The organism is Paraburkholderia flagellata (assembly GCF_021390645.1).
Classification (GTDB): Bacteria; Pseudomonadota; Gammaproteobacteria; order Burkholderiales; family Burkholderiaceae; genus Paraburkholderia; species Paraburkholderia flagellata.
This window is the reverse complement of sequence record NZ_JAJEJT010000005.1, coordinates 432,302-456,925: the sequence shown is the minus strand read 5'-3', so window position 1 is coordinate 456,925 and position 24,624 is coordinate 432,302. Positions and strand designations below refer to the sequence as shown.

The following is a 24,624-nucleotide window of genomic DNA, read 5'->3' as shown; positions in this document are numbered from 1 at the left end:
CAAGTGATCCGCAAGAGTCACGCGGTGGCGGCGAGCGCAGTATCGCGTGGCGTTTCGCATCGAGGAAGCGGTCGCCCGTTGCTTCAGACAACAGTTATTTTTGCGTCTGGCCGGAGGAAGGATCGGCTTGCTCTTTCCGAGCCTCTGTGCCACGCAGTAGTTCAATGGCCATCTCGCGAAATGCATGGACCAGCCGAACGCGAGCAGATGAACGGTTCCACAACAGCCCAACGAGCCGTTTGGGGAACGGATGGGGCAGTGGCCACTTTCTCAGCGAAAGGCCCGCAAAGGGGGTCATGCGCCAATCGGGAACGAGCGTCACCCCGAGCCCGCGATCGGTCAGTACGGCGAGCGCATCCAACCCGTCGAGCTCACAGCGCTGATGCGGCGAGATGCAGTGCTGCCGCAAGTAGGCGTCGGCGAGCTGCCCCCCGACGACATTTCGGTCGTAGCGCAAAAATGGCTGTGTTTGCAGCGTGTGGTGTACATCGGTGACCGGCATCGACGCGGCCGTCAACAGCACCAGCGGCTCCTCACGGAACGTATGCCAGTCACAGTTCTTGGGAAGTTCGAAAAGCGGCCGCACGAGGACTGCGGCGTCGAGATGGCCATTCACTACCTTGCGGTACAGCTCCGTCGAAGGGCCGGGTTCCAGATAGATATCCATTTGCAGGTGACGCGTCAGCAGTTTGGCGAGGACGTCAGGAATCAGACTCGTCATCATCGTGGGCGTACCGCCGAGGCGCAATTGGCCGGCCAGTGTCGACGAATCGTCCAGATCGGACTTCAGGTCGCGTATTTCATGAAGCACGGCGCGTGCGCGGCTGATAATACGCTCGCCGGCCTCGGTCGTTCCGACCGTGCGGCCGGAGCGGCGCACGAGTTTTATTCCTAATTCAGTTTCGAGCATCTTGACGCGCTGGGCCACGGCGGCCGGCGTCAGATCGAGCCGACGCGCAGCTTCTGCGATCGATCCGAGTTCAACGACGTAGACAAAGCTCTGAAGATAGCGCGAGTCCATCAATAAAAAGTTTTATCTTGTGAAGAAGTCAAAGGATACTGTTTTTTATAGTCTGGGACCAGCACACTCGATTGCGTACAGCGGTGATTTGAACAATGCATCTGCCTTTCTATAAAGGAGTGCCGACATGCCACGAATCGAGTCAATTGCCACTTGCGTGGCCGTCGTTCCGCTGGACCGCGTGACTTCGTTCGCCACACGCACGGTGTCGAAGCGCGAGTACGGTCTCGTTAAGGTCCGCTCAAGCGATGGTGTCGAAGGCATCGGGTTTTGCTATGTCGGCAGCGCGGGTGGCGAACTGCTGCGCGTGGCAGTCGAACAATTGCTCGCTCCCATACTGATCGGGCAAGACTCGTACGCCGTTGAAGGTTTGTGGCAGGCAATGTACGGGGAATCCCTTCTGCAAGGCCGCTCGGGCACGGTCATGCGCGCAATCAGCATTCTGGACACGGCGCTCTGGGATCTCAACGCTCGTACGCACAGCGTGCCGATTCACAAATACCTGGGCGCCGTGGAACTCGATACGGTCCCCGCCTATGCGAGCGGTGGTTATTACCTCGATGCCAAGACGCCCCAGATGCTCGGCGACGAAATGGCGAGCTATGTCGAGATGGGGTTCAAGGCGGTGAAGATGAAGGCCGGGCGCCTGTCGCCAGCCGATGACGAAGCCCGTGTGCGCGCCGCACGCGAAGCGATCGGGCCGGATGTCGAACTCATGATCGATATTAACAATGGATGGCGCGATGTCACGGAGGCGCTTCAGTTCGTGCGCCGTTTCGAACAGTACGACCCGTACTTCATCGAAGAGCCTTTCTCGCCCGACGACGTGGATAACCATGCGCGTCTCGCGAAGCAGACGCGCGTGCCGATCGCAACGGGCGAAATCGGTTATGGCCGGTGGTATCACAAGGAGTTGCTGGACAAAGAGGCAGCAGCGATTCTTCAGACGGATGCGCTGGTGTGTGGAGGCATCTCGGAGTGGCGGCGTATTGCCGCGACCGCGGCCAGTTATGGCGTCGTCATGTGCCCGCACTGGTTTCATGACGTGCATGCGCCACTCGTTGCAGCGACGCCGAATGCGCACTATGTCGAGTTCTTCCGGGATGACCAGGTATTGAATTTCCGCCGCCTTATCGATCGCCAGCTGACGCAAAAGGGCGGCCGGATTGCACTGCATCAAGAGCCTGGGCTGGGCTTTTCGTTCGATGATGACGCGGTGACGAAGTATGGTAAGTGGACCGAAGTAAGATGAGGCGCCGGCCAATTCACCTGGTGCGTGCAATCGATGAGGATCCGGGAGGCGCGCATGCGGCGTGGTGAAGGCCGCCATGCGTCACATGATCAGGCGGCTAGTCGGCCATTCCGTGAATCACTGCTGGCGATGCTCGGGATCGGTCTCGTCAATATGCTCGTCGCACTCGATCAGACCGTCGTCAGCACTGCACTGCCTTCCATCGTCGCGGATCTCAAGGGCGCACAATACTACGCCTGGATCGCGAGCATCTATTTGCTTGCATCGGTCGTATCAGTACCCATCTTCGGCCGGCTCGGCGATTATTTCGGCCGCAAGGGGTTCGTGACCGCTTCGATCATTACGTTTACCGGCGCTTCCGCACTATGCGGGCTCGCGCCGAATATTGGGACCCTCGTATTCGCAAGGGCGCTCCAAGGGATCGGGGGTGGCATGATGGTGGGCACCGCATTCGCCGCGATCCCCGATCTGTTCCCCGATCCTCGCGTTCGAATGCGCTGGCAGGTGGTGATGGCCGGCTCCTACGGTATCGCCACGGCGGCCGGGCCTTTTCTCGGTGGTTTCCTGAGTGATGCCTATGGCTGGCGTTCGACGTTTCTCGTCAATCTTCCAGTCGGGCTTGCGGGTCTCTACTGCGTCATATGCTATTTGCCGAAAATCGAGCAGCATCGCGGCCAGCGATCGACTATTGATTGGACCGGCGCAGCATTGCTGTCGATCTTGCTCGCGTCGCTTCAGATGGGCATTGAACGTTTTCCCGTCCAGGGATTCACGCCGTCGACGCTGGCTCTTGCCGCGACGACCATCGTCTCGTGCGTGCTGACGTACAGATGGGAAAAGCGCCACGCGCATCCGATACTGCCCGTCGATCTCTTCAATGATCGCAATCTGATACTTCTGTTCCTGCTTTCTTTTGCCGCTGGCTTCGCGATGTTCTCGCTGCTCTTTTATATGCCGCTTCTGCTGCAAACGGGTTTCGGCATGACACCGCAGGCAGCCGGCCTCGCTGTTACACCCCTACCGGTTTGCCTTGCGCTTGGTAGTTTTGCAAATACGCAAATCGTGACGCGCCTGCGCTCGCCGATGACGGTCGTCACAGTCGGTTTTGCATTGATCGGCACAGGATGCCTCGGCGCAGTGATGCTTGACGTCGCGAGCCAGAGCGCGTTGGGTGGCGCATCGATGGGTGCTGCGGGGTTCGGACTCGGCCTCATCTTCAACAACCTGAACGTCTTTGCCCAGGAGTTGTGCGGGCCCGCGCGCTTCGGTATTACTACTGCGTTGATACAGTCGACGCGAATGGTCGGCGGGATGCTGGGCACGGCCACCATCGGTACGCTGGTGTCGCGCACGCTCGCGAGCATGGTTGTCTTTACCGGCCATGGACAGTACGGCGGAGAGCGGGCTTCGGTCGTGCATGCGATCCATATAGGCTTTACTATCGACGTTGCGGTGGTGGTCGCCGCATTGATCTGTACACGACGTATCGTCGGCGTCCATTTTGGAGACTGGTCTGGATCGTTGCCGCAATCCGAGTGAACGGTCTCGAGTCGCGGCTGGATGCGATGAAGTGTTTTCGACGACGCCAAAAGAGCACAGTATCGCGCCCTGATTCGATATCCTGGAAGGAGACCTTTCGATGAATCCGTTGTTCCACATGGTTGCTGGTGCACCCGACCCGGTCGCACCCTTCAGTCACGCGGTCGAATCCGACGGCTGGGTATTTGTCACCGGGCAGATGCCGTTTACTGGGTCTTCAATCGACAGTCCATACCCGGAGGGGATCGAAGCACAGACGCACGCCGTCATGGCCAACCTGAAAACGGTGCTGGCGGGCTGCGGCCTCGATCTGTCGAATGTGGTTTGTGCGCGCGTCTTTCTCACGCGTTTCAGTGAGGACTATGAGCGCATGAATGCGGTGTACAGCACTTACTTCCAGGCGGGACGCTTTCCCGCGCGAACTTGCATCGGCGTCACCGGACTTGCGAAAGACGCGCGCGTTGAGATAGATTTCATCGCGCGGCGATAGGCGCCGGTCGCCATAGGGCGAGCCGGTGCCTACCCGGCGTTGTCGACGCGCTCTAGTGTCTACGGAGAAAGCGCGTGCGAGCAGGCTTGAGGACGAAGATCGCGAGCACGGCCGTCGTGATGTCGAAGGCGATCGCGCAGCCGAAGACGGGAATCCAGCTGTTCGTGTGCTGATGCAGGAGCGCGGCAAGCGGGCCGCCGAAGATGGAGCCGATGCCGAACGAAAGATAAAGCCAACCGTAGTTGGCCGTGGCGTTGCGGGTGCCGAACGTGTCGGTGAGCGTGGAGGGGAAGAGCGAGAAGATTTCGCCCCAACCGAAGAAGACCACGCCGGAAAGGATGACGAACAACACTGCGTCGTCGCGCGTGAGCAACCAAAGGAGCATTGCGATTCCTTCAAGAGCGAACGCAAATGCCATCGTGTTTTCGCGTCCAGCCCGATCGGAGATCCACCCGAACAGCGGTCTCGTCAGCCCGTTCGTAAAGCGATCGATCGTCAACGCCAGAGGCAACGCCCCGAGCCCAAATACGAGCATCTTGCTCACGCCGAAATCGGCCGAGAAAATCGCCATTTGCGAGGTCACCATCAAGCCCGAGGTAGCCATCAAGGTCATCATGACGAACATCAGCCAGAACAGCGGCGTGCGCAACATTTGCGCGGGCCGGTAGTCGGGCGCGGGTCTTGTGCCGGTCGCTGCCTCCGTTTGGTCGTGCAAATCGGTGCTTTCGCTGCGCGGCATTCTGAGTCCTTGCGAGGCGGCGAGGCCCACGGCGGCGAAGAGAAAGCCATAGAGTTCAAGCGTGCCGTCGATCCCTCGCGTGACGATCGAAGCGGAAATCGGGAACGTCGTGATGATCGCGCCCATGCCGTAACCTGCCGCCGCGACGCCGGCGGCAAAGCCGCGGCGATCGGGGAACCAGCGGACCATCAGACCGACGACGCCGACATAAACGATACCGGTTCCGATACCACCCACGCCGCCATACGTCAGATAGAGGCCAAGCATACTCTGCGCGTGCGACGCGAGTAACCAGCTCAGGCCGGTGAGCACCGTACCGATCGAGATCAGCGTGCGCGGGCCGAACCGGTCGATCAGTGCTCCCTGCACAGGCGAGAAAAACGCCTGCAGTAGCACGAGAATCGAAAACGTCACCTGCAGTTCGGGCAGCGCAACACCAAGCTTGGTCATGAGCGGCTTCGTCATCAGCGTCCACACATACTGCGGACTTGAGATGGCCATCATGCAGACAAGACCGAGTGCGAGCTGCCCCCACCGGTGCCGCTCGGCTAGTCTTGCGTGGGGGAATGCCGATGTGTTCACTGTGTTCATTGCATCATTTCCAGGGCGGAGGATATGTCACGGGCGGCCCGCAGTCCTTGCGTGCCAGAGGTCAGTTGCTGCCAGGTCGCGGCCGCCAGGTGTCGGCAGGGAAACTATCGGGTTCGCGAAACGGCCCTGTAGATAGGCGTGAGGAACTCGTCATTGCTGGCGAGCGAATCCGGCATACGTCGTCGTTGATAAAAGCCAGAATCGTGCCAGTGAAAACAAGTGAGGTGGTGGCACCGCGTGGTCTTACACCGCACGCGGAGGAGGGATCGGGTTGATACGCCTGCGGTGGTTTCAAACGCCAATCATGCTCGCGGATGGTGCGCAGTTGGGAGCATTGGTGCGCTACGCATGCAGTCGGTGCAAGGTCAGTTTGCCGGAGATATTTCGCAATACTAATCGAATAATACGTCAGATTGAACGTTGCTACTCCGATGCATCGAATTTACGATCGCGGAGGATAACCGCATCATGACGGGCCGATTACAAATTCGTCATTTTCCTGGTGAGATCGCGATGCGGGCCTGGCATAGAAAAATGCGCGGGGCCCGCGAAGGCCCGTGCCTACGGGCGTTGCTCTTTGCACGCTCGCGAATTCGGCTGCGCCATAGTCAGGGCATATCACGATGATTCATAGTCCCTATTTGCCGGAGAGTTTGGTGCGCTCAATAATTTCCTCTCGTTAATAATATGTTGGCGCAAACCATGTCAAAGAACTGTGCGTACGTGCTGGTATTGGTGATTGGCGCGCTCCTTCGTGTTCCTCCTGCGATTGCCGATCCCGCAATGGCCAGCCCACGTGATGGGTTGATCGCTACCTGTGCCGCTTGTCACGGGGCCAAAGGCGAGGGTTCCGTTGCGGTTGCGGCGCCGCGGCTTGCCGGGCAGGACGCAGAGTACCTGGCCCACGCACTGTCAATGTTCAAGGCGGGCACGCGCGCAAGCCCGATCATGCAGCCGGTTGCGCGCACGCTCTCCGACGCGGACATGCAAGCGGTGGCAGGATACTTCGCGGCACAGCATCCCCCCGTTGTCGCGCAAGAACAGCCGCAGGCCGATGAAGCCCGTGCCGGCGCGCAGCTTGCGCAGTTCGGCGATGGAGCGGGCGTTGCGGCCTGCTTTAGTTGCCACGCAGCGGGGGGCAAGGGGAATGGTGCACGTTTTCCCAGCATCGCGGGGCAGCCAGCCAGCTTCACCGTCTCCCGTCTTCACGAGTTCCAGGCGCGTGCAGCGCAGGGAGGAGCGAAGCCAGGAACGATGACGGCCGTGGCAGCGCACTTGTCAGAGGCGCAAATCGTGGACGCGGCCGCGTATTTGTCGACCCTGCCGCGATAATGTGCTGCTTCGAGTGTGGTATCGGGTGATGTACACGTATTCGTAATGATCTAGATGTATAGATATCTGGTCATTTACATGATGATAATCTTCGCGACAGGAAACGTTCACAAATTTATCACTCGTACCCTCGTACAATGCCCGTCACGCAGGCACGACATTCGAGGCAATTCGCACCCTGACGGTCGAGCGAGTACGAGTCATCGCGCCGTGCATCATGTAGTCATCCGAATGATTTATTCAAGGCATGTTATGAAGATTGATCATGGTGCTGGCGTCGATCCGTGGACACTCGGCCAGGATTTAACGAAAAACCCGGAGATTCACCCTACGTCAGTGGTTCGCAGAAGCGAGTTCGGCAGCTACACCTATCTTGGCCCTCACAGCCACGTGACTGATTCGGCGATCGGCGACTACGGCTATGCAATGGGTGACAACCAGATTGCGCATGCGCAAATCGGGAAATTCGCAAATATCGCGACGGGTGTGCGGATCAATCCGTCTAACCATCCCACATGGCGCGCGACCCTTCACCATTTCACTTATCGCTCGCGTTCGTACGGATTCTCTCTTGAAGACGATACCGACATTTTCGAATGGCGCGCCAAGGACCGGATTGCAATTGGTCATGACGTGTGGATTGGGCACGGTGCGATCGTGATGCCTGGCGTGACGATTGGAACGGGGGCAGCGATCGGTTCAGCCGCCGTCGTGACGAAGGACGTGCCGCCTTACGCGATCGTTGTTGGCGTGCCTGCGCGCGTCCTGCGCCCGCGCTTCGAGGCGCGCACGGCGGAACGCCTTCAATGCCTCGCGTGGTGGGACTGGAGCCACGATCGGATCGACGCGGCGCTAGCCGACTTCCGTAGCCTCACCGCAGAGGCGTTTGTCGAGAAATACGAGCGATGAGGCGGTGATAGTCACGCGGCGCACGCTTCGGCTGTTGCCTCCCCGACGTCATGTGCCATGGCATCGCTTCGCAGGCAGCAACTCCACGTATTGTCCGGTCCTCTAAGGCGAACCGCTGGTAGGGGACTGGGAAGTATTGAATCCCAGGAAGGCAATCCATGATGGAATATCGACAGCTTGGACGTAGCGGCATCAAGGTGTCTGCGCTGACGTTGGGCACCATGATGTTCGGCGAGTCCACCGACGACGTGACCGCAGCGCGCATCGTAGACAAGGCGTTCGAGCAGGGTGTTAACTCGATAGATACCGCCGACGCGTATTCGCGCGGGGAATCGGAACGTGTGGTTGGGCGCTGCATCGCCAACCGGCGCGACCGGTGGGTGCTCGCGACAAAGTTCGTCAGCCCGATCTGCGACGGCGACGTCAATGGCAGGGGGGCTTCGCGCAAGCACGTCGTGCGGTCCGTCGAAGCCAGCCTGAAGCGCCTGAATACCGACTATATCGACCTGCTCTACTTGCATGCGGAGGACCCGCTAACGCCGGTCGACGAGACTGTGCGCGCGCTCAACGATCTCGTGGCGGCAGGAAAGCTCCGGTATTACGGCCTTTCGAATCATCGGGGCTGGCGGATCGCTGAGTTTGCCCATACCGCACAGGCGCTCGGCCTGGAGGCGCCGGTCGCCAGTCAGCCGCTATATAACATCGCGAATCGGCAGGCTGAAGCCGAACAACTGACCGCAGCTCACCGATATGGCCTCGGCGTGATCGCGTACAGTCCGCTTGCCCGCGGGGTGCTGACGGGCAAATATGGTGCCGAGGCCGAACCCGCTCCCGAGAGCCGCGCTGGTCGAGGCGACGTCCGGCTTCAGCAGACCGAATGGCGACGCGAGTCGCTCGATCTCGCGCGGCGCGTGCGCGAGCATGCACAGACGCGCGGGCTGAGTGCCGGACAGTTCGCTGTTGCCTGGGTGCTGAACAGTCGCTACGTGACTTCCACGATCGCCGGTCCTCGCACTGAGGCGCAATGGGACGAGTATCTGCCCGCGTTGGACTACCAGTTGAGCGTAGACGACGAAGCGTTCATCGACTCGCTCGTGGTGAGTGGCCACCCGTCCACCCCCGGCTTCAACGATCCGAAACACCCGTTTTTTGGCCGCATTCCACGGCTCGGCTCGCAAGGCTAGCAAGCCTGCCTCAACGCGGGCCGACGCCACTTCGAGTTTGTGTATGCACGGAGCCATGCGCTTCGTGCTCGACGCGTTCTAAGTTGCGTCGTGCCATGAGTCCGCCGGCGACGTTATGGCTGTGCGGATTTATGCCTGCTGGCAGACGAGAAAGGACACGGGGCCGCTGTTGCACGCAGGGGGCGCATGCCTCGGCCGGCACATAGCCGCTACCGGCCCGTCGCGGATTCGATCGGGCGCCGCTGACGACGCACGATGAGCCACAGTGCCATGAGCACTGTCAGCGTCGTCAGTATCGCGAATAGCGAAGTGGCGTGCGCAATACCGATGCGCTGCACGGCGAAACCAAGGCCGATGACCGGCAGCGAGATCGCGATATAGAGGACGACGAAGAAACTCGACGTCACTTCCGCACGCCGATTTGGCGGGCACTTCGCAGCCAGATCGCCGAGACTCGCCCGGAAGCTCACACCTTGGCCGATGCCCGCGATCGCTGTGCCGACGATAAGCGTCGTCAGCGAGCGGTCGAAGACGCAGAGTGCGATCGCGGTCAGCCCCACCGCGAGGCCAATGCAGCCAGCGGCGAGACGATGCTGCGCCTCGATGCGGGCCTGGATGATCTGTCCGATGGCCGAGCACGCGAAAAGCAGGAAAACGAGTGCGCCGATCAGGACGCTGCTGTGATATCCGAGCAACGCACTGATCAACTGCGGAACCACGGCAGCAAAGAACCCGACCACGACGAATCCCGCAAAGCCGGCGAGCGCAGCGGGAATGAATGCGTCGCGCACTTCCGTGGGCAATGAAATGCGCTGAAATTGCAGCTTCGTGCGCGTAGCAGGGCGCGCCGTTTCGGGCGCGCGCCATACAGCGATCAGCGCGAGGGCCACCAGCACGAGATGGACAGCGTAAGGTACGATTGTCGGCCGCGGGAGCAGGGCGACGAGTACACCGCTCAGCAATGGACCGAATCCAAGGCCCAACATGTTCGAGGCGGTTGCCGCCAGCGTCGCCTGCGGCTGCCATGCGGGGGGCGCGAGTTCGATCACGGCGACGGTGGCCGTGCTGGTGAATATGCCTGCGGAAAGCCCGGACAGCAAACGTCCAATCATCAAACCGGCTGCCCCGTGGCTTGTGATGAACGCAATGGCAGAAGCAGCAGAGGCACACAATCCCACAAACAACATTCGCCGGCGACCGAGCTGGTCCGACCAGTTGCCGACCGTGAGCAGCGCACCCAGAACACCAAGGGCATAGCACGCGTAGATCACGGTAATCAACGTCGGTGTGAAGCCGTATTGCTGCTGGTAAAACCGATAAATGGGCGTCGGAAGTGTCGTGCCCATCATATTGATCATGAAAGCGACCGCGATTGAAATGAAAGCGGAAGCAGAATGACGGGTACTGGATAACCGTTTCATCAAAATTACCGACAAGCCAACAAGCATTTCAGGGAGAAGACTGGCGACGGCGTGAGACAGCACTACCGCCACACCGGAGCCGTCATCATACAAGCCACGAGAAAATGCTGCAGGCCTGGCACGTGAACGGTAGATTGCTGTTCGCTCAACATTCTGCATGACGAAATGGTGCCTGATAACGAGGTCGCCGTTTCATGACGGGCTGCCAGAAGGCCGCGTATCGAGCCTCGAGGCTGTGCGAGCCGAGCGTTCGATAAGCACCACCACGATCGCGGAGATACACATCAGCGCCGCGACGAGCAGCATGGGCGCCTGATACGATCCCGTGGCGTCGCGCAGCCAGCCCGTTGCATAGGGCCCAAGGAATCCGGCAAGCGTGCCGATCGTATTGATGAGCCCGATTCCCGCAGCGGCCGCTTCGCCGCTCAGATAGCGCGGCGGCAACTGCCAGAACGACGCGTGCGGCGTATAGATGCCAACTGCCCCAAGCGTAAAGGCAATCATGACTTCGTAGGGCGACGAAAGAAAGAGCGCTGTGGCGAACGACAGGCCACCGATGGCGGCGGGTATCGCGACATGCCACGCGCTGACTGTCGTGCGGCGCGCATATTGCCCCCAGCAGACGAATGTGATGGCGGATACGGCAAACGGAATCGCGGTGATGAGACCGATCTGTGAGACCGAATATTTGACCGCGAACATTTGCGAGAATCCGGCGATGATCTGAGGCAGAAAGAATGCAAGGGCAACCACGCCGCTATTGATGCCAAAGAAGACGAGCCCGAAAGTCAAAACACGGCGATCCGCGAGGGTGCGCCATACACCCCTGGGCGAGTGGCGTTGCGCTTCGGCGCGCTCGACTGCGAGCGCCCGGTTAAGCTGATCGCGCTCCGCCGCCGTCAGCCAGGTGGCTTCCTCTGGCCGGTTTTTCATCAAGGTCGCGGTCACGATGCCCAGCGCAATCGCCGGCAAGCCTTCGAGAAATAGCATTGCGCGCCAACCCGACCAGCCGAAAATCCGCACATGCTCCATCACGTACGTCGAAATTGGCGCACCGAGCATATTCGACAGCGGAATGGACAGGAACAGCAGCGACATCAACCATACGCGTTCCTGACGCGGCAGCCAGAACGTCACGTAGAGCACCATGCCAGGGAAAAAGCCCGATTCGGCGATACCAAGAAGAAAGCGCAACAGATACAGCGTGTGCGCGCTGTCGACGAATGCGGTTAGCGAAGCAATCACACCCCAGGTTACGAGAATGCGCGTCATCCACACGCGCGCGCCGAAGCGCGCCAGCATCAGATTGCTTGGCACTGCCACGAGTATGTACCCTGCGTAAAAGAGGCCCGCCGCAAGACCGAATTGAGAGGCTGAAAGGCCGAGTTCGCGATTCATCGTCAAGGCAGCATAGCCGACGTTCGCCCGGTCCATTTGATTGACGACGTAAAGCAGGATCAGCAAAGGTGCGAGACGCCATACCACTTTGCGGGCGATCTTCGGACTCAGGGGCACGGTGGCATCCGCGGTCGCATTCATACCGATTTCTCCTCAGGTCAAGACTCGAGATCGGCGCACACGTCGCGTCGGTCGGGAGGGATTGCCACGCACCTGCGTGGCTCAGTCTCTGTGCTTGCCGGCACATGGTGAATCGTTCTCGCCATGTGCCGGACGGTAGCGCCTACCAGCCGCTGAAGCGCTGCCAGCGCGCGACGACTGCGGGGCTGTCGGGCCTCACCACCTCATAGGTGTCGTGTTGGGCGCCCGTTGCACACGCATGGTTCGGGAGCAGACGTACCTGGGCGCCGATCTGCAGGTCGGGCAGGGTCGCCGTGCTGCCCGGGCGTAGCGCGAGGATGCCTTGCTCCTGATTGGCCTCGACCATGATCAGGTCCGGGTATACGCGTCCATTGATGTCACAGGCCACGCCATAGCCCTGATCGACGCGCTGCTTCGCTGTTCCGCGATCGCGCGACATCGCCATCCAGCCAGCGTCGACGAGTATCCAGCCCTTGTCCCGCTGATGGCCGATAACCGTTGCCAGCACGCTCAGCGCGACATCGTCCGTCGAACAAACGCCGAGGCCCGCCATCACCAGGTCGAAGAACACGAATACGCCGGCGCGTACCTCGGTGACGCCGGTGAGGTCTCGCGCGTACAAAGCGGTCGGCGTCGACCCAACGCTGACGACGGGCGACGGCAAGCCGGCCGCGCGCAAAGCCTGAGCGCCCGCCACGGCGGCGGCCCGTTCGCGTTCTGCCATTGCTGCTATCGCATCGACGCTTTTGCAGTTGTAGGATTCGCCAGCATGTGTGAGCACCCCACGCAATTGCGCGCCACCGTCATGCAGTTCGCGGCCGATTGCGATGAGCGCTTCGGTATGTTCGACGGATACGCCCGCGCGATGACCGTCGCTGTCGATCTCGATGAGCGTCGGAATGGGAGCGCGCGCCTCACGCGACTTCGCTGCGACGGCCCGCGCAGCGTCGACGCTATCCACGATCACGGACAGATTGGCGCCGCTGCGTCTGAGCCCTGCTACCCGATCGAGCTTGCCCGGCGTCACGCCTACGCAATACAGGATGTCGCGCACGCCTGCCTCGAAAAAAAGCTCGGCTTCCTTGAGCGTCGAGACCGCAGCGCATTGACGGCCGCCGTTCAGAATGCGCTGAGCGACCTCGATGGATTTGGGCGTCTTCAAATGCGGCCGAAGCTCAACGCCCAGTGAGTCGAGATGGTCGCGCAGACGCTTGATGTTGTGCTCCATGCGCACCTCATCCAGCAGCAGGCAGGGCGTTTCGAGCGTCTGGAGCGCCTTCGGCAACACGACGTCGAGTGGAATTTCTCGATTCATACGGACTCCCGTGGAATGACCGTGCGAGCATCGGCATGCCACTCCAATACCGTGTCCAGTGGCACGACCGGACGCGGCAGCTTCCTGAAATCAAACCGTGACAGCATGGGCGACGTCAGTCCCGGCGCGTCGACGCTGATGATTCGATCGTTCGAAAAGAACTCGTCGAATGCCGCCCGGAAATGGCCGCGGGACTTCAGCACGACGACGCGCGCGCTTGCAATGTCGATGTCGAACATCTCGAAGAACATGGGTTCGTGGCACTGATGTCGCTTGCTGATGACGATGACGGTCACGCCGCCTACCTGCAGAGCGACCGACGGACCGAGGTCGAACCGGCATCCCGCAAGCTGTCCGCGTCGCCCCACGCCCTTGCCGCTGTGTCGCTTCAGCACGCGGGCGGGAGCCTCGAGCGGCTCGGAATGCACTGTGGTTTCGCTGCGATTGAAGCGGGCGAGCAGCGTTGCGCCGGCGCCTGCGTTCACGGCGTCTGCTACGAGTTCGGGATCGGTCACGACACCGAGAAGCGCGCCGTGGACCTTGGCTTCAAGCAAGGCGCGCAGGATGAACGGTGTGTTGCCGCGTCCGCCGCCGCCCGGATTGTCGGCTACATCGGCGAGGAGTACCGGCGCGCGGGTTGCGTCGTCGGCAACCGCTTTGGCGATGCGGATTGCGTCGTCGAGCCGCGTCAGTTGTGGAACGAATGCCGCGCGTTCCTGCCAGCCATAGGACGCGAGTTCGTTCGCGATGCGGGTTGCAAGCGGCGCATCGTTGCGAGTGGTCACGAGCACCGTCAACCCGTTCTTCGCGGTGTCCGCGAATGCGAAGCCGCCGACTACGGAAACGTTGACGACGCGCGGGTCGTCGATCGCCTCGGCGCGCCGGATCATCTCCGCGTAGGGTCCGGTGCCGGGGGCGGTCAGCAGCTGGGTCGGCGGGGAGCAGACGGGGAGCCGGACATGGGCGACGGTGGTGTACATGCCGTTCGCGAGTTCGTTGAGTATGCGCGCCGCGTCTGCGCCGCGCTCGGCCATATCGGTGCGGGGATTGCGTCGATAGGAGATCAACGCGTCTACCGAATCGACCATTCGATCGGAGACGTTCGCATGGAGATCCACCGTGGCGACAATCGGCACGCCGGGCCCGACGATGCTGCGAGCGAGCGCGAAGACGGCGCCGTCTGGATCATCCTCTTCTGTCGTGATCGCCGCTCCATGTTCGCAGATGTACACGGCGTCGAGCGGCAGCGCCTCGCGTAAGCCGCGTTCGAACTCGGCCAACGTTTCGGCGAAGAACGCGTGCTCGACGGCGCCGCCCGATTCCGCATTGGCAAAGAGGACCGGCACGGGCGTCCACGGCCCGATGCTGTCGAGAGTGCGGATAAAGGCCGGGATTTCGGGTGTCATGGCTGGTGCGTCACGTCTGGCGTCGGCGACCAGGTCCGCTCCCTTCAAATACGCGCGCGACATAAAATCCGTGCGCGTGGAGACGGGAGCGAAGCGGTTGGACTCGATCGCAAAGCCAAGCACGGCAATGCGTGGAGATTTCATCGGGTAGCTCCTGAGTTGGACGTCGTGAAAAAATTATTGGTAGCCAATAAGCACTCAGGGTTAACATGCAGTGATTCCTACGTTAAGTTTGCCTTAATGCTTTCGACTGAAGATTTGCGTTTCTTCGTTGTCCTTTCGTCTTCAGCGTCGCTGGCCGACGCGTCGCGCAAGCTGGATGTCACGCCGCCAGCCGTGACGCAGCGATTGAAGCAACTCGAATCGCGGCTTCATACGCGCTTGCTCGATCGATCCGGGCGGCGTCTCGTTCTGACCGACGAAGGTGAGTTGCTCGCGGCGCATGCGCGCAGAATTTGCGGGGAGATCGACGATCTGACCGACATGCTGTCGTCCCGGCGAAGCACGGTGGCTGGCGCATTGCGTGTGATCGCGCCGCTGGGATTCGGGCAGCGTTATGTCGCCCCCGTAATTGCTGGCTTTCGCCGCCAGTACCCGGAAGTGACGGTCAGCCTCACGCTCTCCGATCGGCCCACGCGTATTTCTGATGACATGTGGGAGCTCATGATCCACATCGGAGAGATGCGCGACTCGTCGCTCATCAGCAAGTATCTCGCTCCGAATCGTCGCGTGCTTTGCGCCGCGCCGGAGTATCTCGCCCAGCACGGTGAGCCGAAGCATCCGGATGACCTGCGCGCGCACGACTGCATCGCGCTGCGCGAAAACGACGAAGACGTGACCATGTGGCGTTTCAGCCCGAGCGGTCGTGGCGCGGCGGCGAATGTCAGGATCGAGCCGGTGCTGTCGAGCAATGACGGCGGCACGGTGCGCGACTGGGCGCTCGCGGGGCTCGGTATCATCGTGCGTTCAGAATGGGACGTGGCCGGGCATCTTCAGGCGGGCACGCTCGTGCGCCTGCTCGAGGACTGGAAGTTGCCTGATGCGGATATCGTCGCGCTGATCAACTCCAGACATGGCCGCTCGCTGCGGGCGACGCGCTTCTTCGAGTATTTGCGCGCATCGATGTCGCCGCCGCCTTGGCTGCCTGCGGGCGGCAGCGAGGACAAGCGCGCGCGCGCATTGCGAGCGCCGCGCGCTACTCGCGGTTGAAACGCAACCGGGCTGCGCCGGGAAGAGGGGGTGGTTCTACCACGGCCACGGAATCGACATACCCATGTTCGTTTGAACGGCGCGCTCGCGCAATAACCTGGCCAGAGTCAGGTCCTGCAACGCAAGACCCGTCATATCGAACACGGTGATGTCATCGCGCCGGCGCTCGACGCGAACATTGCCGTTCAACACATCGCCGAATTCGACAGCTTCGGTTTCCCGCGCCCATTGTGCTTCGCCGATTTCCGTCGCCTGGTCGGCGTCGTCGACGAAAAGGCGCGCGCGCTTCAGAAGACCTTCCGGCAGTTCTCGCTTGCCCTTCGTGTCCGCGCCAACGCAGGTGAGATGCGTGCCGGGCCGCACGGCGTCGGCATCGAACAATGGTCCCTTGCCGGCCGTTGCCGTGATGACGATATCGCTTTGCTCGACGGCGACGTTACTGTCCTTCGCGAGCGAGATATCGCAGTGCTCGCGGAATTGTGATTCGAATGAATCGTTATCCTCTCCATTCGAAGTGACGTAGCGAACCCGGTCGATTGAGGGGAAAAGGCGCAACGCGAACGTCAACTGAATGCGTGCCTGCACGCCGGTTCCGAACACGCAAACGTTCGTACTGTCGGGACGGGCGAGTTGCTCGAGCCCCAAACCGCCCGCGGCGCCCGTGCGCATCGTCGTGATGGCATTGCCGTCGATCACGCAGGTGGGACGCCCCGTGAGCGGATCAATCAGCATGATCGTGGCCTGATGAGGTTCGCCGCCGATCTTCCGGTTGTCTGGCCAGAAGCCCGCGGCCTTGAAACCGAGCAGCGCTTGTGTCTCGACATCGCCGGATTTGATTCCGAAGATGCCGCTACGAAGCCGTTCACGCACGACCTGGAAAACGCGGCCTTCCCGCTTGCTGTGGAGGATGAATGCCTCGCGCGTCGCGACAAGTGCGTCTTGCTGGGTCAGCAGGGACTCGACGGCGTGCTTGTCGAGAAGCAACAGGGTTTGATGTCGCGTGGTTTCGCTCATAGGGGACTCGGGTGGCGTCGCAGGGGGCGAAGTCGAGTATCGCGGCTCCATGCGGCAATTGGGTTAACCGCCTCTAAGTTTGCTGTTAACGTCGGCGTTAATGCCACTTTGCGTCATCGAGGTTAGCGGTCCCTAAGGGCGAATTTATGAACCGCCATTTGCGACCACCTTGAGGCGTAGTTTCCCATTCTCTTGATGCGCGAATAGACCAAACCGTTGCCTCGTCCCAGCGCTCAGAGTACGAAGCTACGCCCGCATAAACGGAGGTGCTTGTACCGACCACCCGGGCGAGAGCGGGTTCGGTGCGGCGGCTGCGACAGGAAGCGCGGGAAGGTGCTCGCTCACATAAAGCGCGTTTATCAATTTTAACGGGCGTACCCAAATTACGGTTCCTGATTTACGTGACGCAATTGGAAACCGTTTATGCACCGGCGTAAACAATATGGCCCCAAAAGATCGATAATTTCTTCTACGTTAACTTTGGATCGTAAGATGCATCATGGTGTGTCTCGCAACTTACCGTCCGTCCGTCAGCTTGCAGCAGACATTCCGCTGAAGGCAGGGCTGCAAGCGTTTGCGCATCTGGAGAAAATCGTATTTGCAGCCGAGCTCGTTGCCGCAGTTGTGACCGGCTACAGTTCGTGTCGCGGGCTGCAGAGTCTTTGCTTGGGCAGCCGTTAACCGATGCGCGCCTATACCAGGAGACACCATAGCGCGAGGAGTGGGGTTGCTCCCGAGCGCATCGCGTGCAGGCTACTAGGTGTATTGTGCAAGCCGCCGCCGATGCCCGGATCGAACCAGTCTCCATCGCGTTGGCGGAATTCCCCCGCGCTGAGCAGAACATAGGCTTCTTCAGGAGGATGCTGATGATCGGGGTATCGCGTGTGAGGCGCGAGAAGCGAAAAACCTAGCTGGATATCGTAACGGCTTTCCATGCCACCGGGGCCGCAAATCATGCCGTTCACGTGCTTCTCGATGTAGTCTTTGCTTCCATTCGATCCGGAGGTTCGCCGTTGCCAGCCTATAGTGGGTTCAAGCACCTTGATTGCCCGCGCCAGGTCGCCGAGGCCAGCGGTGTTGTCAAGCAGCGGTGCGAGCGCTGAATCGAGGAACTCACAGGCGGGATAGCGTTCGCTGTTACGCTTACCGTCGTCGGACGGCTGTTCGAGACGCTCGAATACTTTCACGGCTAACTCGCGTCCCGCATCCGGCAGCGCTTGCACCTGAAACAGATTTCGGGCAGCGCGAATGAATTGCTTGAGGTTCTCGTGTCGCTGATACATGGAGGCTCCTGGAATTTCTCAAGCGTTGCAGAATGCTGGCCGCAATGGCTTAACCCACGGACATAGCTGATCTCCTGATAGTGCTCGCAAAGTCAGCGCGGCGCCGGGTCACCTCGCAGCCAGTCAATGAGCTGCGTGATGACTGGCGTGATGGTCCGGCCGTGAGGCACCACGACAAAATAGGCATCGCTGGGGCGCAACGTCGCGAGGTCGATGCGGACCAGGTCTCCGGAGCGCAGGAGGTCGTCGACGAGGCGGTTCCAGCCTAGCGTAATTCCCTGTCCATACCGCACTGCCTGAATCGCGTCGGTGTAGAGGCTGCACCGCAGCACCGTGTTCAAGCGCGCGGGCCGATATCCGACGGCGCGAAACCATTCGTTCCATACCATCCATCCTTCCGACGTGGCATCCGACTCCACGAGCGCCATCTTCGCCAGGTCATCGAGCGAGCGAGGCATGCCGTATTCCTGAAGAAACTGCGGCGAGCAAACAGGAAAGACTTCGACATCGAACAGCAAGGTCGAGGTCCCGTCCGGCCAGTTGCCATCGCCATAACGGACGGCGACGTCGACTTCGACATGCCGAAGGTCAGCCGTAAACATCTCGGTCGACAACCGCAGTTGCAAAGGGGGATCGAGCTTCTCCAGCTTCGCGAGCCGCGGCAAGAGCCGCAATTGCGAAAACGCAGCGGTCGAAGCCAACACCAGTTCTCTTTGCTCGGTTCCGGTCACCAGTCGATCGAACACGCCTGCGATCTTCTGCATCGACTCCGCGACGACCACGTACAGCGCTTCGCCTTCACTTGTCAGTTCAATTGAGCGGTGCAGCCGGTGAAAGAGCTGTACGCCGAGTGTTTCTTCGAGGAACTTGACCTGTCTGCTCGCGGCAGACTGCGTGACGCCCAGTTCGCTCGCTGCATGGGTGAAGCTTCCCAGGCGCGCTACGGCTTCGAACTCGACAAGAGCGGTAAGCGAGGGAACGATCCGACGATAGCCTTTCATTGCTCTAGTGGTCTTCATTCGCGGAAACCCTGATCTGACAATCCCTGCTAATCGGCGCGCGAGGCGCAATTCGGGCACCTCGTTCCGGGGCATTTTCGCATGATTTAAATGAATGTGAAGCGGCATATAAAGCGCGTTGACGGTGTATTTCGACGGTCCAATACTTCACGCCATATCACTGTCCCAGGCGCTACGAAACGTTCTCATCACGAGGCTCATGATGTCTGAAGTTCAAATTCAAACGCACCGCGAACTAGTCGATAGCCGCAAGAAAGGACACGGCATGCCCGGTGAATTGTTCGGGCGTCAGGACGTCTTCGAAACGGACGTCGAGGTGTTCTTTCACAAGCTGTGGATTCTGGTCGGCGTGACGGCCGACGTGCCGGAGCCGGGCGATGTGCACACCGTGGATATCGGCAAGGCGTCGATCATGATCGTGCGAGACGACGACGAAAACGTGCGTGCTTATCGCAACGTTTGCCGTCATCGCGGCTCGCGCATCATGAAGAAGGCTGGCAAGGCGAGCGTTGGAATGCTCGTGTGCCCATATCATCAGTGGACGTACGATCTGGACGGCAGCCTGAAGCATTCGACGCATATGGGGCAGGACTTCGACGCAGGCTGCCACAGCCTGATTTCGGTTCATGTGAAGACGGTAGGCGCGCATATCTTCGTTTGCCTCGCCGACGAGCCACCCATTGACTTCGAAAAGCTCGAGACAGTCATGACTCCGCGCTTCGCGCCGTACGACCTGAAGCGCACGAAGATCGCCTATGAAATGGAGATCGTCGAAAACGGCAACTGGAAGCTCGTGATGGAAAATAATCGCGAGTGCTACCACTGCACGGGTACCCATCCTGAGCTGACGAACTCGTTTCTTGCGGAAGACTTCGGCTTTTGTCCGGACGGCCAGAGCGAAGCATCACTTCTGGCCTACGACGATTACCTGAAGCGCAATGCGGCATGCCAGGCGAACTGGGAAAAAGACGGCTATGTATGCGGCACGGTTGAAGCGCTCGACGAGAGCGTGGATACCAACTTCCGTACGCAGCGCCTCGTCATCTCCGGCGCAAACGAATCGCAGACGCTCGATACGAAGGTGGCCTGCACGAAGCTGCTGGGTGGCGTCGAGCGGCGCGATCTCGGCGACGTGCACATGTGGGGTCATCATTCGTGGACTCACGTGATGAGCGACCATGCCGTGGTCGCCTATAGCCTGCCCATTGCGCCCGACAGGACGCTTGTGCGTACGGTCTGGTTAGTGCATGCAGACGCAGTTGAAGGCGTGGACTACGACCTGAAAAGGCTCACTGAAGTGTGGGTCGCGACGACGACCCAGGACGCGGAACTGGTTGGGAACACGCATGCGGGAACGCAGGATCCTGCCTATATTCCGGGGCCTTTCTCAAACTTCACCGAGGCAGCGCTGGACCAGTTTTCGCGCTGGTACGACGCGAAGCTGAAGGCGCACGGAGTTTGAGGTCGCCATGAACGTAGCCGCAGATTCAAGTTTCATCGGGCAGGGTCGGGAAATGCTTGATCGCTTTTGCAGTGCGAGCACGTGGGAACACGCAGACGCGCAGTGGCCGAGTCACGAGCAACGCGTGCTTGTGTGCACGCGCGTGTCCGCCGAGACGCATGACGTGCGGACATTTGTGTTCAGCACACGCGATGGTCAGCTTTTCAGCTTCGAACCGGGGCAGTTCATCACGGTGTCCGCCGAAATCGATGGCAACGAGGTCAGCCGTTGCTACACAATCTCTTCGCCGCCCACGCGTCCCTATACGCTTACCATTACGGTCAAGCGCGTGCCAGGCGGCGCCATGTCGAACTGGCTGCACGAGAACATGAGAGAGGGCGTCGAGTTGAGGGCCTTCGGGCCGTCGGGGGTATTCACGCCTTCGTCGGGACCGGCAGCAAAGAGTCTTTATCTTTCAGCGGGATCCGGTGTCACGCCGGTGATGTCCATGACGCGCGCGGCGCTCGACCTAGGGCTGAACCGCGACATCGTGTTCATTCATAGCGCGCGAACGCCGGAAGACATCATCTTCCGTAACGAGCTTTCGCATTTGTGCGCGCTCTCGGACAAGCTGCGGGTCGTTCATATCTGCGAGGCGCTCGGGGGCGAGCCAGCGTGGCCGGGTCCCGTGGGGCGTCTCAGTCTGGATCTCTTGATGGAGCACGTGCCTGACTACCGCGATCGCGAGGTGTTCATCTGCGGCCCCGGCGGTTATATGGAAGCCTCCAGAAAGCTGCTCGCGCAAGGCGGGCACGATCCTTCCCGATATCACCAGGAAAGCTTCAATTTCGCACAGACCGTGGAATGCACCCAGGAGCCGGTCGCTGAGTCGACCGCACAAACCGGCTTTACAGTGCAACTGGCGCGCTCGGGCCGCTCGTTCACGATGGACGCCTCGCAAACCGTGCTCATCGCGGCGCGCAAGGCCGGTGTGCCCTTGCCGTCGTCATGCAGCCAGGGCATATGCGGCACCTGCAAGACCAAGGTGCTCGAAGGCTCCGTCGACATGAAACACAATGGCGGCATTCGTCCGCGTGAGATCGAGAAGGGTATGCGGTTAATGTGCTGCAGCCGCCCGACTTCAAACCTGGTCCTCGATTTGTAGCAGGGCGATTTCAACCTGAAAGGCTTTGGCAGCTATTCAGCCTGGTTAAATTCTTTTATCGTCTGAACTTTCGCCAATTTCCTCGCGTTTTTTTCGCTTTTCCTGGTAGTTTCCCTCACTAAATCGCCCCCCAGGACTTTCCCTTGTTCGGCAGGGCTCGCCCTTCAGGGCGAGCATTGGCCGGGGAGGCCGTTTCCGGCACTCAATTTCCCGCAAAGCCCCGACCTGTATAGCGAATGCGCGGCGTTGGCGTATTCGCTAAACGTTTCATTGTGCAAAGAGCGCTTCGCACGCATTACCAAAGGTATGGGAAAGGGTCCAGAAAATGTAGCTGGAGGGCGCAATTTGGATTGCTACGCTGCAATCACTGCATCAACTGCTGCACCGGAGCAGAAATTCAACGAAGTATTGGATTCGACGCCCGGTGCATGTTGAGGCCAGCTGAATCGCCACGCTAGAACCCCTTGTCGTACTGGAGTTCGCCAGCGTCAATTTTCTGAACCAGCCAGTTGGGATGACAAATGGCCCCTCATCTGACGTTCGCACCGGGCGACGCAATGCCGCCAGGCGCAATCAACACAGCGGGTACGCCTTCGGTGGCCCGGCCCATCGCCATATCAGGAACCGACATTCTGACGGTCAGGAACCTGTCGAAGATCTTCGGCCCGAAGCCCGAGATTGCTGCGCAACTGGTGAAGCAGGGCCTGGGTCGCGATGAAGTCTTCAAGCGTACCGGCAACATGGTGGCGGTCAACAACGTCAGCCTCAACGTAAGGGCCGGTGAGATCTTCGTCATCATGGGGCTCTCGGGTTCCGGCAAGTCGACGCTTGTGCGCCTGCTCAACCGCCTGATCGAGCCGACGTCCGGCCAGGTCGTGCTCGAAGGCCGCGATATCGCGCCAATGTCCACGCCGGAACTGCGTGAGGTGCGCCGCAAGAAGATGGCGATGGTGTTCCAGTCGTTTGCGCTGCTGCCGAATCGCACGGTGCTCGACAACATCTCATACGGTCTGGAAGTCGCGGGCATGAAGAAGTCCGAGCGCTATGAAATCGCCCGCGCCGCACTCACTCGCGTGGGTCTCGGCTCTTACGAAAAACTTCTACCCGGTGAATTGTCCGGCGGCATGCAGCAGCGGGTCGGTCTTGCACGCGCCCTGGCGGTCAACCCTGCCGTCCTGTTGATGGACGAAGCCTTCTCGGCACTCGATCCGCTCATTCGCTTCGAAATGCAGAGCGAATTGCTGCGGCTCCAGAAAGAAGAGCAGCGAACCATTGTTTTCATTTCGCACGATATTGAAGAGGCCATCAAGATCGGCGGCCGTATCGGCATCATGAAAGATGGCTGCCTGATCCAGGTTGGCACGCCGGCTGAACTCATCCAGTCTCCGGCCGACGACTACGTGCGGGACTTTTTCCGCCACGTCGACGTTTCGCGCTTTCTCAAGGCCGAAAGCCTGCTTACCCGCGTCGAGCGTGGACTCATTTCCGGCGACGTTGGTGCGCCTGCGGAGCGTTACCTCAATCAACTGATCGATAGCGGCGCCGAGTGTGGCTATGTGTGCGATCAAGCCGGCCGCTACCAGGGGTGCGTCACGCCTGCGTCGCTGCACAAGGCGGGTGCCCAGCCCCTGCGCGAAGCATTGCTCAAGGACCTGAGCACGGTCTCGCTCGACACCGACCTGCACGAACTCTCCGCGATCGCACTGAGCCAGCAACACGACGTGCCGGTGACGGACGCGGCGGGCAAGCTCGCGGGCGTCGTGTCGTGCCGAACGATACTCAAACAGGTTATGGAGCGGAGGGCAGCATGAATTCGTCAGTCATCGGCAAGTTCGCAGAGAATGCCGTCAATTTTCTCTTCAATCACTTCCAGGGCGGATTCAACGCGTTTTCCGCGGCGCTGGGCGCAGTCGTCAAGCTGCTCGAGGACGGCCTGGGCGCCATTCCGTTCCTCGCAATGCTCGTCTTTCTCGTGGCGTTCGCGTTGTGGCGCCGTGGCATCGCGTTCGCGGTGTTCGTCGGTGTCGCGCTCATGCTCATTCATTACATGGGACTCTGGCCGCAAACCGTTGCGACGCTCGCGCTTGTCGTGGCCGCGACAGTTTTCAGTCTCATCGTCGGCGTGCCCCTCGGCATCTGGGGCGCGCGAAACAAGCGGGTGGAGATGATCCTGCGTTCGCTGCTCGATTTCATGCAGACCATGCCGGCATTCGTTTATCTGATTCCTGCTGTGATCCTGTTCGGCTTGGGCCGTGTGCCTGCCGTGATTGCAACCGTTGTGTTCGCCATGCCGCCTGTGGTGCGACTCACGACGCTCGGCATTCGCCAGGTTCGCGAGGAATTGCTGGAAGCGGGCCGCTCGTTCGGCAGCACGGACGCGCAACTGCTCTGGAAAATCCAGCTTCCGAATGCATTGCCGTCCATCATGGCCGGTGTGAACCAGACCATCATGATGTCGCTTTCGATGGTCGTGATTGCCTCGATGATCGGCGCGGGCGGCCTGGGTGAGTACGTGCTGAGCGGCATTCAGCGCCTTGACATCGGCATCGGCTTCGAAGGTGGGCTGGGTGTCGTGCTGCTCGCCATCGTACTGGACCGCCTGACGGAGACGTTTGGTGTCAAGTCGAAGAAGACGAGACCGGTCGCGAAAGTGGGTAAGACCAGCACCACCGAAGCGGCGCATAGCTAACTAGCCACAGACCTGCCTGAACATCACAGGCAGGGTATCCGTGACGGAATGGGTAATGTCAATATA

Annotated in this window: 20 protein-coding genes; 11 read left to right on the top strand and 9 right to left on the bottom strand. The window is 60.3% G+C overall.

Annotated elements, in window-relative coordinates:
• Positions 1-94 precede the first annotated feature (94 nt).
• The gene (locus L0U83_RS38585) at positions 95-1,021 is read right to left on the bottom strand and encodes a LysR family transcriptional regulator (protein WP_233889842.1); all 927 of its coding nucleotides are present in this window, start codon (positions 1,019-1,021) and stop codon (positions 95-97) included.
• Between the two features lie 127 nt (positions 1,022-1,148).
• Here L0U83_RS38585 and L0U83_RS38580 point away from each other — a divergent pair, with 127 nt between their 5' ends.
• The 3 genes from L0U83_RS38580 (at position 1,149) to L0U83_RS38570 (ending at position 4,302) form a co-directional block, all read left to right on the top strand.
• Positions 1,149-2,273 carry a mandelate racemase/muconate lactonizing enzyme family protein gene (locus tag L0U83_RS38580; RefSeq protein WP_233889841.1) on the top strand — a complete coding sequence of 375 codons (1,125 nt, stop codon included), beginning with the start codon at positions 1,149-1,151 and terminating at the stop codon, positions 2,271-2,273.
• Between the two features lie 54 nt (positions 2,274-2,327).
• Positions 2,328-3,812 (top strand): MFS transporter, encoded by a 1,485-nt coding sequence (locus L0U83_RS38575; protein ID WP_505882968.1) that lies wholly within the window; start codon positions 2,328-2,330, stop codon positions 3,810-3,812.
• Positions 3,813-3,912: 100 nt separating this feature from the next.
• A complete protein-coding gene (locus tag L0U83_RS38570; RefSeq protein ID WP_233889840.1) occupies positions 3,913-4,302 on the top strand; it encodes a RidA family protein in 390 nt (129 codons plus the stop codon).
• Between the two features lie 52 nt (positions 4,303-4,354).
• Here the strand turns inward: L0U83_RS38570 and oxlT are convergent, their stop codons facing one another.
• Positions 4,355-5,632, bottom strand: a complete 1,278-nt coding sequence (gene oxlT / locus L0U83_RS38565; RefSeq protein WP_233889839.1) for an oxalate/formate MFS antiporter — start codon at positions 5,630-5,632, stop codon at positions 4,355-4,357.
• A gap of 687 nt (positions 5,633-6,319) precedes the next feature.
• On the opposite strand from oxlT, the gene L0U83_RS38560 reads away from it, so the two are divergent.
• The 3 genes from L0U83_RS38560 (at position 6,320) to L0U83_RS38550 (ending at position 9,057) form a co-directional block, all read left to right on the top strand.
• On the top strand, positions 6,320-6,964 hold the full coding sequence (locus tag L0U83_RS38560; RefSeq protein WP_233889838.1) for a c-type cytochrome: 645 nt from the start codon (positions 6,320-6,322) through the stop codon (positions 6,962-6,964).
• A gap of 210 nt (positions 6,965-7,174) precedes the next feature.
• Complete coding sequence (locus L0U83_RS38555; protein ID WP_308445122.1) at positions 7,175-7,873, top strand: LbetaH domain-containing protein; 699 nt, start codon at positions 7,175-7,177, stop codon at positions 7,871-7,873.
• A 161-nt stretch (positions 7,874-8,034) separates the two neighbouring features.
• Positions 8,035-9,057 carry an aldo/keto reductase gene (locus tag L0U83_RS38550; protein WP_233890010.1) on the top strand — a complete coding sequence of 341 codons (1,023 nt, stop codon included), beginning with the start codon at positions 8,035-8,037 and terminating at the stop codon, positions 9,055-9,057.
• A 209-nt stretch (positions 9,058-9,266) separates the two neighbouring features.
• Here L0U83_RS38550 and L0U83_RS38545 read toward each other — a convergent pair whose 3' ends face one another.
• From L0U83_RS38545 to L0U83_RS38530, 4 genes are all read right to left on the bottom strand, one after another.
• Positions 9,267-10,637, bottom strand: a complete 1,371-nt coding sequence (locus L0U83_RS38545) for an MFS transporter (protein WP_233889837.1) — start codon at positions 10,635-10,637, stop codon at positions 9,267-9,269.
• Positions 10,638-10,670: 33 nt separating this feature from the next.
• Entirely contained in the window at positions 10,671-12,017 is a 1,347-nt protein-coding gene (locus L0U83_RS38540; protein ID WP_233889836.1) for an MFS transporter, read from the bottom strand.
• A 142-nt stretch (positions 12,018-12,159) separates the two neighbouring features.
• Positions 12,160-13,332, bottom strand: coding sequence for a DSD1 family PLP-dependent enzyme (locus L0U83_RS38535; protein ID WP_233889835.1), 1,173 nt, complete (start codon positions 13,330-13,332; stop codon positions 12,160-12,162).
• A complete protein-coding gene (locus L0U83_RS38530; protein WP_233889834.1) occupies positions 13,329-14,882 on the bottom strand; it encodes a M81 family metallopeptidase in 1,554 nt (517 codons plus the stop codon). Before L0U83_RS38530 ends, L0U83_RS38535 begins: the two co-directional genes overlap by 4 nt.
• A 96-nt stretch (positions 14,883-14,978) precedes the next feature.
• Between L0U83_RS38530 and L0U83_RS38525 the strand changes: the two genes are divergently transcribed.
• Positions 14,979-15,947: a LysR family transcriptional regulator gene (locus tag L0U83_RS38525; RefSeq protein ID WP_233889833.1), complete on the top strand. Its 969-nt coding sequence runs from the start codon at positions 14,979-14,981 to the stop codon at positions 15,945-15,947.
• 36 nt (positions 15,948-15,983) lie between these two features.
• On the opposite strand, the gene L0U83_RS38520 is transcribed toward L0U83_RS38525, so the two are convergent.
• The 3 genes from L0U83_RS38520 to L0U83_RS38510 all read right to left on the bottom strand — a co-directional run bounded on the left by L0U83_RS38520 (position 15,984) and on the right by L0U83_RS38510 (position 19,263).
• Positions 15,984-16,961 (bottom strand): ornithine cyclodeaminase family protein, encoded by a 978-nt coding sequence (locus L0U83_RS38520; protein ID WP_233889832.1) that lies wholly within the window; start codon positions 16,959-16,961, stop codon positions 15,984-15,986.
• A 692-nt stretch (positions 16,962-17,653) separates the two neighbouring features.
• The gene (locus L0U83_RS38515; protein ID WP_233889831.1) at positions 17,654-18,244 is read right to left on the bottom strand and encodes a dimethylsulfoniopropionate lyase; all 591 of its coding nucleotides are present in this window, start codon (positions 18,242-18,244) and stop codon (positions 17,654-17,656) included.
• A gap of 92 nt (positions 18,245-18,336) precedes the next feature.
• On the bottom strand, positions 18,337-19,263 hold the full coding sequence (locus L0U83_RS38510) for a LysR substrate-binding domain-containing protein (protein ID WP_233890009.1): 927 nt from the start codon (positions 19,261-19,263) through the stop codon (positions 18,337-18,339).
• A gap of 202 nt (positions 19,264-19,465) precedes the next feature.
• Between L0U83_RS38510 and L0U83_RS38505 the strand changes: the two genes are divergently transcribed.
• The 4 genes from L0U83_RS38505 (at position 19,466) to L0U83_RS38490 (ending at position 24,558) form a co-directional block, all read left to right on the top strand.
• Positions 19,466-20,725 carry an aromatic ring-hydroxylating oxygenase subunit alpha gene (locus L0U83_RS38505; protein ID WP_233889830.1) on the top strand — a complete coding sequence of 420 codons (1,260 nt, stop codon included), beginning with the start codon at positions 19,466-19,468 and terminating at the stop codon, positions 20,723-20,725.
• Between the two features lie 7 nt (positions 20,726-20,732).
• Positions 20,733-21,869 carry an FAD-binding oxidoreductase gene (locus tag L0U83_RS38500; RefSeq protein WP_233889829.1) on the top strand — a complete coding sequence of 379 codons (1,137 nt, stop codon included), beginning with the start codon at positions 20,733-20,735 and terminating at the stop codon, positions 21,867-21,869.
• 521 nt (positions 21,870-22,390) lie between these two features.
• A complete protein-coding gene (locus L0U83_RS38495) occupies positions 22,391-23,680 on the top strand; it encodes a quaternary amine ABC transporter ATP-binding protein (RefSeq protein ID WP_233889828.1) in 1,290 nt (429 codons plus the stop codon).
• Complete coding sequence (locus tag L0U83_RS38490) at positions 23,677-24,558, top strand: ABC transporter permease (RefSeq protein WP_233889827.1); 882 nt, start codon at positions 23,677-23,679, stop codon at positions 24,556-24,558. Before L0U83_RS38495 ends, L0U83_RS38490 begins: the two co-directional genes overlap by 4 nt.
• Positions 24,559-24,624: the final 66 nt, after the last annotated feature.

Coding starts and splice junctions, on each gene's coding strand:
- L0U83_RS38510 (WP_233890009.1), bottom strand. CDS start 19,263: ATGAAGACCACTAGAGCAATGAAAGGCTATCGTCGGATCGTTCCCTCG.
- L0U83_RS38585 (WP_233889842.1), bottom strand. CDS start 1,021: ATGGACTCGCGCTATCTTCAGAGCTTTGTCTACGTCGTTGAACTCGGA.
- L0U83_RS38525 (WP_233889833.1), top strand. CDS start 14,979: ATGCTTTCGACTGAAGATTTGCGTTTCTTCGTTGTCCTTTCGTCTTCA.
- L0U83_RS38535 (WP_233889835.1), bottom strand. CDS start 13,332: ATGAATCGAGAAATTCCACTCGACGTCGTGTTGCCGAAGGCGCTCCAG.
- L0U83_RS38540 (WP_233889836.1), bottom strand. CDS start 12,017: ATGAATGCGACCGCGGATGCCACCGTGCCCCTGAGTCCGAAGATCGCC.
- L0U83_RS38505 (WP_233889830.1), top strand. CDS start 19,466: ATGTCTGAAGTTCAAATTCAAACGCACCGCGAACTAGTCGATAGCCGC.
- L0U83_RS38515 (WP_233889831.1), bottom strand. CDS start 18,244: ATGTATCAGCGACACGAGAACCTCAAGCAATTCATTCGCGCTGCCCGA.
- L0U83_RS38530 (WP_233889834.1), bottom strand. CDS start 14,882: ATGAAATCTCCACGCATTGCCGTGCTTGGCTTTGCGATCGAGTCCAAC.
- oxlT (WP_233889839.1), bottom strand. CDS start 5,632: ATGAACACAGTGAACACATCGGCATTCCCCCACGCAAGACTAGCCGAG.
- L0U83_RS38490 (WP_233889827.1), top strand. CDS start 23,677: ATGAATTCGTCAGTCATCGGCAAGTTCGCAGAGAATGCCGTCAATTTT.
- L0U83_RS38570 (WP_233889840.1), top strand. CDS start 3,913: ATGAATCCGTTGTTCCACATGGTTGCTGGTGCACCCGACCCGGTCGCA.
- L0U83_RS38580 (WP_233889841.1), top strand. CDS start 1,149: ATGCCACGAATCGAGTCAATTGCCACTTGCGTGGCCGTCGTTCCGCTG.
- L0U83_RS38495 (WP_233889828.1), top strand. CDS start 22,391: ATGGCCCCTCATCTGACGTTCGCACCGGGCGACGCAATGCCGCCAGGC.
- L0U83_RS38575 (WP_505882968.1), top strand. CDS start 2,328: ATGCGGCGTGGTGAAGGCCGCCATGCGTCACATGATCAGGCGGCTAGT.
- L0U83_RS38520 (WP_233889832.1), bottom strand. CDS start 16,961: ATGAGCGAAACCACGCGACATCAAACCCTGTTGCTTCTCGACAAGCAC.
- L0U83_RS38550 (WP_233890010.1), top strand. CDS start 8,035: ATGGAATATCGACAGCTTGGACGTAGCGGCATCAAGGTGTCTGCGCTG.
- L0U83_RS38545 (WP_233889837.1), bottom strand. CDS start 10,637: ATGCAGAATGTTGAGCGAACAGCAATCTACCGTTCACGTGCCAGGCCT.
- L0U83_RS38560 (WP_233889838.1), top strand. CDS start 6,320: ATGTTGGCGCAAACCATGTCAAAGAACTGTGCGTACGTGCTGGTATTG.
- L0U83_RS38500 (WP_233889829.1), top strand. CDS start 20,733: ATGAACGTAGCCGCAGATTCAAGTTTCATCGGGCAGGGTCGGGAAATG.